We start from the raw sequence: 9965 nt of genomic DNA on the forward strand, positions 1-9965 counted from the left end.
AGCCTTAAGATGGATCCAGATCGGTAATTTTTTTTACATGATAAAATAAAAATTTATCATGTATTATCAGTTATTTAAAAAATATTGATACCGGAGTGTCCTGTTTATTTTCCAAAAACGTAAAAATATTTGTACATTGCATGCCTCACACCGTCCAAACGACGGGGCTTGGCATTAATTTTAATATTTAAATTATTGATAAAACAAGTAATTTATAGATTGGTTCAAGAATTGCTGTACCTTCTTATCGGACAACGCAATCGTTCGACTGACCGCGTGGAATTCGCAAAAAAGGCTTTCGTCCCGAAATCGGGACGAATTGTCCGGGAAGCGGGTAATTAAAATCCTCCGGAATCCAATAAATACAATCGGCAGGAGGTTCCCATGAACGGACCTGTAGGAAAAACTGGCAAGGGTGCCATTGAATCCCTTTTGATTCGCAGTCCCGAGGATTTGGGCAAGGATCTTCCGGGGTTGCAGGAAATGTTTCGCTCTGGTGACGAATGGGACGGATTGGCCAAAGCCATGCCCAAACTGGCCACGGCCATCCCAAGTCTGCCGGAAGATCTCCAGGAAATTCTCTCTCTCCGTTATCCGGATCGGTTTGACCTGACTCCCGCAGCCAAATTCGGGGAACGCCTGCGCAACCTGGAACCGGAAGAGATTCGCTCTGCACTCCTGGAGACAATTTTGTACCGTTATTGGATCCATGGAACCCCGGTCAGCAAAGAGTTCGATCCCCGGCTGTTTTGGCGGCATTCATTGGCCGTGGCCTGCATCAGCCGTGATCTGGCCCGTGAAAGCAAACAGGTAGATCCGGAAAAATCATTCCTGGTCGGACTGTGTCATGATCTGGGGCGTGTCCTTCTGGAAAAATTCGGCTGGCGGGGTTACAGCGATTTTTTGCAACTGGCACCCCGGTCCGGTGTCTGTCTGCATGCCCAGGAACAGGAGATGATCGGTCTGGGGCACCAGGAACTGGGAGCCTGGTGGTTGCGGATGTTCGATCTGCCAAAATGGCTGGTCGATGCGGTGCTTCATCACCACGAAGGTGGAGAAGATGAAAAAAAAGGGCAGACCGGAAATGGCACGGAAGCAACCGGTATGGACCCCGGGACATTTCGTATGGCCGAGATCGTGCAACTGGCGGATTTTATTGCCTGGACCCAGGGACTGGGTTCCGTTCCTGGTCCCCGGCAACCCCTCTTGGGGCCTAAAATGGCCCAAGCCCTCGATCTGGAGCAACCGGACTGGAGCGGCATCATGGCACGACTGGATGCTTTTCTGGCCGTGACTGCCGATCAATACGGCTACGACATGCCCAATGGCATGCAGTTTCGGCGGCATTTGCTGGGGGCCACCCTCCGCCTGGGACAAATGGTGCGTGACCAGCAGCAAAATGCAACCGGCGACCCGATGCCTGTTCGGGAACAGACCAACTCCCTGCTCATTCCCCACCAAAGCCTGGACGAAGAGTGGATCGTGCCCAATACCCTCCAGGCCATACGCAAGGAGTATAAGTTCAATACTTTGTGCATGTTTCACGTGGATCCGGATGACCGGACGCTGGTACCGGGCATCCGGACCCCGGCCTTCCAGGGCAACCGGGATTTCAGCCAACTGCGCATTCCCCTGACCCAGGTGGACAGCGGGTTTCGGGAGTGCCTGCGGGATCGGCGGCCACGAATCATCAAGGGCCGGACCGCCATCGAAAAAGAAATTCTCCGCAAGATGGGGGTCGATGAAATCGGCGTGGTGGCCGTGTTTGGCAAATTCCGGGTGCATGGCCTGCTCTGGCTCGATTACGGCTTTGCCAGGAAAAAAATGGCCGAGTCCGATTTGACCGAAGTGGCGGTGGTGGCCCGCGAACTGGGCGTGGCCCTCGAACATGTACGCCTCTACCAGGAAGCCCGGAAACAGGCGGATTATGACGCCATGACCGGCCTGTTCAATCGCAAACGCATCGAAACAGGCCTGCAAGAGGCCTTGCATGAAACCAACAAAAACAATGGAGAACTCTCCCTGCTGATGACGGATCTGGATCAGTTCAGACAGGTCAACGACCAGATTGGCAACCAGAAAGGGGATGGCATCCTGAAACTGCTGGCGGAAATCCAGAAAAGATCGATCCGGGAAAATGGTCTCATCGGGCGTTTTGAAGGGGACAAGTTTTTGATTGTCCTGAATCATACAAATTTTTCCGCCGCCATCCAATGCGGCGAACGCCTCCGCAAGACCGTCGAAAAGGTCGGACAGCAACTGGCACCCCGCCTGAACGGGATCAAAATGACCCTCAGCGTCGGCGTGACCACCCGGCAAGGCGACCAGGAAACCGGGGATGACCTGCTGACCCAGGCCGACCGCGCCCTGCAAATGGCCAAGGAAGGCGGCTGCAACACGGTCGTCGGCCATGTGCCCCGTTATCTTTCCCAGGAAAGTGACCGGAAAAATACCGACACCAAGGAAACCGCGTCTCGTGAACCCCAGCCAGCCGCGCACCAGGTCCGGCAGCAGGTGCGTCAACCCGACAACTGCAAGGGAACCGGTTCAGCCCCGGTCGTGGAGTCGGCAAGCCTGAGCCAAAGCGTTTCTTGAGACTGGCATTGGATCTCCAGAGGCAGCGCACGGATGATCATCTGTGCGCTGCCACCCACTCCCGCAGGGCTTCATTCATGCGCGTTTGCCAGCCCGGACCTGTGGCCTTGAAAAACGCCACAACATCAGGCGAATATCGCACGGATAAAAGAATCTTTTTATCAGAATCAACCGGCCTGCCATGCAGGGGGCGCATGGCCTTGAATTCCGCATCAGTCGGCACATAAGTGTCTGGATCCGCCGCAATGCCACGGGCAATGGCTTCCTCCTCTTCAGGAGTGGGAAGAATGAATCCCATGTACGTCTCTGGCATAACGCTTGGTCTCCCGTTTGTTCGCCTTGCGCAGGCTGATGATTCTTCGAACGCCTTCCCGATCTACAAACACAACGCAGTACAGCCTGTTCCGTTTCGGCACATAACCGATCATGCGTGGTTCCCCATAGTCGTGTCGCCGATCCAGAGAAATAACAGATCTTTCCCAATCAAGACCTTCCACATCCCCCAGAGACACCCCATGTTTCAAGCGATTGGCATACTCCTTGTCTGGATCAAACTCGATCTTCATGGAATTTATTATAGCGACGATCAATGAATATGCCAACGATCCCTTGACAAATCCCGATTACCTGCAACACGCTCACGGAAAAACAACCCTCATTGGACAGATCATGCCACGGAATTTTCTGTTATTTTTGTTTGCGGCCTGCCACTTGTTCATCCTGGGAACGGGGCACGCTGCGCCTTTGCAACCGGACAAGGTTCCCGAACCCTTGAAACCCTGGGTGGATTGGGTTTTGTACGACCATGAGGAGAGGGTGTGTCCCATGGTCCATAACGATGCCAAACGACGGTTTTGTACCTGGCCGGCCCGTCTCACCCTGGAGTTGAGTTCAGAGTCGGGCCGCTTTACCCAGGATTGGCAGATTGCCCGGGAAAGCTGGATTCCCCTGCCCGGAGGAACCGGCGGCATCTGGCCCGAAGCGGTCCAGGTGGATGGCAAGCCGGCCGTGGTGACCGCCCGCAACGGCAAACCGGGTGTCCAAACCGGCACGGGAACGCATCGGATCACCGGAACCCTGGCCTGGAAAGAGTTGCCGGAATTTTTGTCTGTCGCGCCTGCCTCCGGTCTGGTCGATCTCACGCTCAATGGCAAACCGGTGCCGTTTCCCAACCTGGATGAACAGGGACGGCTCTGGCTGCACGCCCAACGGGTCGATACCCGGACCGAGGACCATCTGGAAGTCACGGTTCACCGTCTGATCAAGGATGGGGTGCCGGTGGTGCTGGAGACCCGAATCGGATTGCGCATTGCCGGCAAAAACCGGGAAATATTCTTGACGCCGCCCCTGGCGGAGATGATTCCCCTGCGCCTGGTTTCGCCCCTGCCGGCCCGGCTGGAACCTGATGGCCGGGTGCGCCTCCAGGCCCGGCCAGGCAACTGGGAACTGGTGCTGGAACAACGCCGCACCTCTCCCGTCGCTGCCCTGGAACTGCCCAAACAGATCGTTTCCCCCTGGCCTGAAGAGGAGTTGTGGGCCTTTCAGGCCAACCATGCCCTGCGCATGGTCACCCTGAGCGGTGCCGAAACCGTGGACCCACAACAAACCCTGTTGCCGGAAGCGTGGCGACGCATGCCCACCTTTGTGCTGCGGGCCGGCAACCGCCTGCTCTTCACGGAAAAAAAACGCGGCAATCCCGACCCCGATCCCGACCGGCTGGAACTCAATCGCACCCTGTGGCTCGATTTTTCCGGACAGGGGTTTTCGATTCGGGATCGTCTCTACGGCATCACGAGCCGGGCCTGGCGTCTGGAAATGAATCCGCCCCAGGAACTGGGACGGGTCGAGGTCAACGGACGGGGATTGCTGATCACCCGTCTGCCGGGGGCCACCCGCAGCGGGACCGAAATTCGCCATGGACGGGTGGAGCTGATCGCGGAAAGCCGCCTGGCCCAGACCCGTGGCTTCCTGCCTGCCGTGGGGTGGGAACAGGATTTTCAAAGCCTTGCCACCACCCTCCATTTGCCACCAGGCTGGCGTCTGTTCCATGCCCTGGGGGCCGACCGGGTTGATGATACCTGGGTCAGTCGTTGGACCCTTCTGGACCTTTTTTTGACCCTGATTCTGGCCCTGGCCGCCCGAAAATTATGGGGAAATTTCTGGGGTCTGGTGACCCTGTTGACCTTGGGCCTGGTCTATCACGAAGAAAGCAATCTGGCCTGGCCGCTCCTCAGCCTGATGGCCACCGTGGCACTGTTGCGTCATGTTCCGCCGGTCCATGTCCTGCGCCGGTTCATTCGCTTTTGGCGTTATGCCAGTTTGTTGATTCTTGTTCTGGTTGCCCTGCCCTTTTTGATCACCCAGGCCCAACAGGGAATTCACCCCCAATTGGATCTGCCCGGTGGTACGGGTTCTGCCCTGCAACCGGTCGCAACCCCGGTTGGATCCATGGCCAATCAGGCTGCGGAAACCAACCTGGATTATGATGTCGAACAGGAAAGCCGGGAGGGCATGGCACCCCCGGCCATGGAAAAAAAAGCCGTCAAAGCGGCCCAAGCATCCAAGAGCAAGGCTGAATCCATGCGCAGCAATCGCCCCGATGGAGGCGCGGCCCTGGCCGACAAACCGGCCAGCGCCCCGGCCAGACCTGCAAAATCCCTGGCCCTGCATGACCCCAATGCCCAGATCCAGACCGGCCATGGTCTCCCCCAATGGCAATGGCGCACCATTACCCTGCGCTGGAACGGACCCGTCCTGCGCCAGCAACAACTCCGCCTCTATCTGATTCCGCCCAGAATCAATCAAATATTGAATTTTTCGAGTATCTTCCTGCTGTTGGCCCTGTTGTGGCGGGTCATGGAGGTCAAGTGGCCGGGAGCGCGTCCGGGAGGTTTTCCGGGCCGCAAACAGGCGGCTGAAGCGGCGACGGCCAGTGTGGTCCTGCTGGCACTGTTGGGAACCGGTCTGGCTGGTTTTGCCTCGTCGGCCCGGGCCGATCTGGTTGCCCCGGACATGTTGCAAACCCTGGCCACCCGTTTGACGGCTCCCCCCACCTGTCTGCCTGCGTGTGCCGATCTGCCCCGTCTCAACCTGGAGGTGGCACCGGATCAGTTGCGGCTGTTGTTGGAGGTCCACGCCGACCGGTCGGTGGCCGTTCCCCTGCCAGGCCATGCCAAACAATGGTTGCCCACCCGGGTCCTCCTGAACGGGGAACCGGCAACCCACCTGCAACGCGACGAGCAGGGAACCCTCTGGATCCTTGTGCCCCAGGGGGTTCATCAGGTTCTTCTGGAAGGGGCCACCCCGGCCCAGGAGGTGATACAGATTCCTTTCGTCCTGCAACCCCACCGGGTGACCCTGACCCGGGTGACGGGCTGGAAAGTGGATGGCCTGCATGACAATGGCGCGGTCAACTCCAGTCTGCAACTGCGCCGCATTCATGCCCGGACCGATACGGATTTTCAGGCCATGCCGGAATCGTTGCCCGCGTTTGTGCAGGTGGAACGGCATCTTGTCCTGGATCTGCAATGGCGCGTGGAAACCCGCATCAAGCGCCTGACCCAGGCCGGAACGGCCCTTTTGCTGGAAATTCCCCTGTTGCCAGGCGAGTCGGTTACCACGGCCCAGGTGCGGGTGACGGAGGGGAAGGTGCAGGCGCATCTCAATCCCCAACAAACCGAGTTTTCCTGGAGTTCCGTCCTGGAAATAACCCCTTCGCTCACCCTCAAGGCTCCAGAGACCAGTCAATGGGTGGAAATCTGGCATCTGGATGTCGGTCATATCTGGCATTTGACACATGCCGGCATTCCCGTGATCCGGTACCAGGACCAGGCCGGGCGACGGCAGCCGGAATGGCGGCCCTGGCCCGGGGAACAGGTCGTGATTCAAGTCCAGCGCCCCGAAGGGGTGACGGGACCGACCCTGACCCTGGAAAAATGTGATTTATCCGCCACGCCGGGCATGCAGGCCACGGATGTGGTTCTGACCCTGCATCTGCGCAGCAGTCGCGGCGGACAACACGCCATTCGCCTGCCGCAAGGGGCGGAGCTGGTGGCCACCCGCATCCAGGATTGGGAAGAACCTGTCCGTCAGGATGGTCGAACCGTCCTGTTGCCCATCACGCCGGGCAGCCAGGAAATTCGCCTGAGTTGGCGGCAACCGGGAGGAATCGGGCTGTTCCATACCACGCCCCAGGTGGATCTGGGTTTGCCGGGAGTCAATGCCACGATCCATGTGCATCTGATCCCTGGTCGTTGGCTGTTCTGGGTCTCCGGGCCAACCCTGGGTCCGGCCATCCTGTACTGGGGTGCCCTGTTCATCATCCTGCTGCTGGCCCCGGCCCTGGGACGTCTTGCCTGGACGCCACTCCAGACCCGCCACTGGATTCTGCTCGGTCTGGGCATCAGCACGCTTCCCCTGGAGATGCCCCTGGTCCTGTTGGCCTGGTTTCTGCTGCTCGGCTGGCGGCGACAAACCGCCACGAGTGTGACCCATTGGCGCTTCAATCTGCGGCAATTGTTCCTGGTGGGTTGGAGCATTGCTGCCATCGGAGCCTTGTTCGACATTGTCACCTATGGCCTGTTGTCGGGCGTGCCCGATATGAAAATCATGGGCAATCTCTCCACCCACGATCACCTGCAATGGTTTCAGGATCGCATCGGTCCGGAACTTCCCCAGGGACACCTGGTCTCCATCTCTCTGTTCAGCTATCGACTGGCCATGCTGCTCTGGGCCATCTGGCTTGCCTCGGCAACCCTGGGCTGGATTCGCTGGGGTTGGACCTGTTTCTCCCACGAAGGGTTGTGGCAGACGTGGCGGACTCCCAAGAAAAACGTATAACTGCACACCCGATTATCTTGCATCGTCGGGGATGGCGCGTCTGTTGCCGTGACCGTTGGCAGGGCTTCAGATAAACAGGGTGGCACGGGCGTTCAGTGCAACCTCCATGAAGGTGGCCACCCCGCCCAATTCCACCCCGGGAATGAACTCATCAGCTTGAACCCCCATCACATCCATAGACATGGCGCAGCTGATGAAGCGGGCATCCATCTCCTGGGCCAGGTTGCGCAACTCCTCTAGTGAAGAGATATTCTTGTCCCGCATCAGTCCCTTCATCATGGTTGGCCCCATACCCAGCATATTGAGCTTGGAGGTGGGCAACCTCGAACTGTTGGCGGGGATCATCATGGAGAGTATGCCTTGCCGGAACCCCTTGCCGGAGAGGCGGGTGTTCTTTTTTATCGCCGCCAACCCCCAAAAAGTGAAAAACATCGACACCTCCATGTCCATGGCCAGGGCACCGTTGGCGATGACAAAAGCGGCCAATACCTTGTCCATGTCGCCGGAAAAGACCGCAATGGCTACCCTGTTGTTGGGTACACGCCGTTCCAGAGACTGAAAGCGTGCCTCCATCTCCTGGCGCAACTTTTCGATGGCCAGGGTGAATTTCTCCTCCGGGGTGATAGGGGGTTGGGTCATCTGGGTTTGTGGGGTCATGGTTTGCTCCTCATGATGTTTTAACAGACCGGTCTGTCTAATATCCATGGCCGTTATCCCTGACATGTCCCGCAAAAGCGGTCATAGCCTTCCACAGCTAATAAACAGACCGGTCCGCCTATTAAAATACAAAAAAAAATCAAGGAGACAAATAGTTTCTCAGAAACTGGATGGCTCCGAGCATATCCTGGCTTTTCTGGCGTGTTTTATCCACAAGTGTAGCCCCTTCCATCATGGTCAGGATCAGACCGGCGGTCTGCGCCGGATCCAGATCCGGGCGGACCTCACCCACATGCTGAGCCCGTGTGATCAGAGTACGGATCAGCTCCCGGAATGTATCGAAGATCTCCGCCACCTTGTGCCGCACCGGAGCATGGTCCACCGAAAGCTCCAGGGCAAGATTTCCGATGAAGCAGCCTCGAATCTGGCAACTTCCCGATTCGGCGCAACGTGTTTGGCTGGCCATTCCCCCCAACAGAGTCCATAGACCGTGCAGGGGAGAGGGATCGGCAAGGATATCGTCCAGTCCCACTTCGGTGCGCATTTTCTCCATATACCAGGAGAGAGTGGCGACTGCCAGCGCCTCCTTACCCTTGAAGTGGTGGTAGAAGTTGCCTTTGGCCACGCCAGCAGCACGGATGATCCGCTCCAGACCAGTGGCGTGATAGCCATGCAGCGAGAACAGCTCAAAGGCCGCTTGCACGATCCGCTCCCGGGTCGCCCGCGCTTTGGGCGAAAGCCCGGCCAAAGCCTCCTGCTCCTGCTCAAACACCATGGCAACTCCCATGCGCCAATCGTAACTGACCGGTCAGTCTGTTTTAAGTAACCCGATTCAACCCAGCTTGTCAAGATCAAATTTCTGGAACATCCCTCTTGAATTCCCGAGACACCCTGCCAGGTTTGCATGCCATCACGCCGTCTGGAGGCCGAACAGCTCCTCAGGATGGTCTCCACGATGGCCGGAGCCAGGATGTCGAGTTTCAACAACTTGGCGAGGTGGGATTTTTGGTGGTGTCTCCCGGTGGCCTGGTATGATTCAACTATTTTATTCTACACATTTTAATCTAACATCATTTCACAAAACGCGCACTGGCATAAGTTAAATAAAATCAATTTGTTTCTGATTTTCAGGGTTTATCCAAGGTAGTCGGTCAGATCACTGGGGGACACCACCGAGGCTCCTGCCTCGATCTGTTTTGAAAATTGGTAAAACTTGATTGGCCCGTGTTCGGGGGGAAGTTGTTTGCCTCTGGCGGATGATTGTCGTAGATTCATTTGATCGGGAAAATTGAACTGGCCAAAGAGTTTTGGTCCGGGAGGGCAGGACTGTTTTGCCGGGGGCAGGATCGTGGTGTATTTTTTTCGGAATGCATGGCCCTGTTGGCAGTAATTGGGCCTGGTGCGAGAGATGCCTGGACGGGGAAGCCGAAATATACCGAAGAAGTTTTGCACCGATAGATGTCTCTGTTTCGGAATAAAAAAAAGGTTCCTGATGATCATATGGAGGATGCAAAATGTCTGAAATCGTGACTGTGGACGATGTCTGGAAAGCATTTTTGGAAGGTGAAACTGTTCATTTGGCCAACAAACCTGATTTCAGACCAAAAATCTGGTAGGCAAGCCATGAGTCAAAGCACCCGTCTTGACAGGGAACAACGCCATGAAATTCATCGATCCGCGCATCGACTATGCGTTCAAGAAAATTTTTGGCAGTGAAGACGCCAAGGATGTCCTGATCAGTTTTCTGGAGAGCCTGCTGGGTCTGGATGGGGACCGGCGTATTGTGGAGTTGGCCATTCTGGACCCGTTTCTGGCCCCGAAGATCAAGGGACTCAAATCTTCGATCCTGGATGTCAAATGCCGGGACCAGCGTG

General features: G+C 56.9%; 8 protein-coding genes. 4 read left to right on the top strand and 4 right to left on the bottom strand.

The annotated features are described in order from the left end of the window. Positions 1 to 384 precede the first annotated feature (384 nt). A complete protein-coding gene (locus HQL65_11215; GenBank protein MBF0136800.1) occupies positions 385 to 2595 on the top strand; it encodes a diguanylate cyclase in 2211 nt (736 codons plus the stop codon). Positions 2596 to 2632: 37 nt separating this feature from the next. Here the strand turns inward: HQL65_11215 and HQL65_11220 are convergent, their stop codons facing one another. Both HQL65_11220 and HQL65_11225 read right to left on the bottom strand, forming a co-directional pair. After that, the gene (locus HQL65_11220; GenBank protein ID MBF0136801.1) at positions 2633 to 2908 is read right to left on the bottom strand and encodes a BrnA antitoxin family protein; all 276 of its coding nucleotides are present in this window, start codon (positions 2906 to 2908) and stop codon (positions 2633 to 2635) included. Beyond that, on the bottom strand, positions 2868 to 3161 hold the full coding sequence (locus HQL65_11225) for a BrnT family toxin (GenBank protein ID MBF0136802.1): 294 nt from the start codon (positions 3159 to 3161) through the stop codon (positions 2868 to 2870). The genes HQL65_11220 and HQL65_11225 overlap by 41 nt, the downstream gene beginning before the upstream one ends. Here HQL65_11225 and HQL65_11230 point away from each other — a divergent pair. Beyond that, entirely contained in the window at positions 3160 to 7434 is a 4275-nt protein-coding gene (locus tag HQL65_11230; GenBank protein MBF0136803.1) for a hypothetical protein, read from the top strand. The genes HQL65_11225 and HQL65_11230 overlap by 2 nt on opposite strands. A gap of 66 nt (positions 7435 to 7500) precedes the next feature. On the opposite strand, the gene HQL65_11235 is transcribed toward HQL65_11230, so the two are convergent. Both HQL65_11235 and HQL65_11240 read right to left on the bottom strand, forming a co-directional pair. Beyond that, complete coding sequence (locus tag HQL65_11235) at positions 7501 to 8091, bottom strand: DsrE/DsrF/DrsH-like family protein (protein MBF0136804.1); 591 nt, start codon at positions 8089 to 8091, stop codon at positions 7501 to 7503. A 139-nt stretch (positions 8092 to 8230) separates the two neighbouring features. After that, a complete protein-coding gene (locus tag HQL65_11240; GenBank protein MBF0136805.1) occupies positions 8231 to 8878 on the bottom strand; it encodes a TetR/AcrR family transcriptional regulator in 648 nt (215 codons plus the stop codon). A gap of 86 nt (positions 8879 to 8964) precedes the next feature. Here HQL65_11240 and HQL65_11245 point away from each other — a divergent pair, with 86 nt between their 5' ends. Together HQL65_11245 and HQL65_11250 are read left to right on the top strand one after the other, a co-directional pair. Beyond that, positions 8965 to 9126: a hypothetical protein gene (locus HQL65_11245; GenBank protein MBF0136806.1), complete on the top strand. Its 162-nt coding sequence runs from the start codon at positions 8965 to 8967 to the stop codon at positions 9124 to 9126. 625 nt (positions 9127 to 9751) lie between these two features. Next, the coding region (locus HQL65_11250) for a PD-(D/E)XK nuclease family transposase (protein MBF0136807.1) at positions 9752 to 9965 on the top strand (214 nt) is incomplete at its 3' end.

This window comes from Magnetococcales bacterium (assembly GCA_015228935.1).
Taxonomy (GTDB): Bacteria; Pseudomonadota; Magnetococcia; order Magnetococcales; family DC0425bin3; genus HA3dbin3.

Excerpts from the sequence above, each read along its gene's own strand:
- HQL65_11215 (MBF0136800.1), top strand. The coding sequence starts at position 385 with ATGAACGGACCTGTAGGAAAAACTGGCAAGGGTGCCATTGAATCCCTT.
- HQL65_11220 (MBF0136801.1), bottom strand. The coding sequence starts at position 2,908 with ATGCCAGAGACGTACATGGGATTCATTCTTCCCACTCCTGAAGAGGAG.
- HQL65_11230 (MBF0136803.1), top strand. The coding sequence starts at position 3,160 with ATGGAATTTATTATAGCGACGATCAATGAATATGCCAACGATCCCTTG.
- HQL65_11225 (MBF0136802.1), bottom strand. The coding sequence starts at position 3,161 with ATGAAGATCGAGTTTGATCCAGACAAGGAGTATGCCAATCGCTTGAAA.
- HQL65_11235 (MBF0136804.1), bottom strand. The coding sequence starts at position 8,091 with ATGACCCCACAAACCCAGATGACCCAACCCCCTATCACCCCGGAGGAG.
- HQL65_11240 (MBF0136805.1), bottom strand. The coding sequence starts at position 8,878 with ATGGGAGTTGCCATGGTGTTTGAGCAGGAGCAGGAGGCTTTGGCCGGG.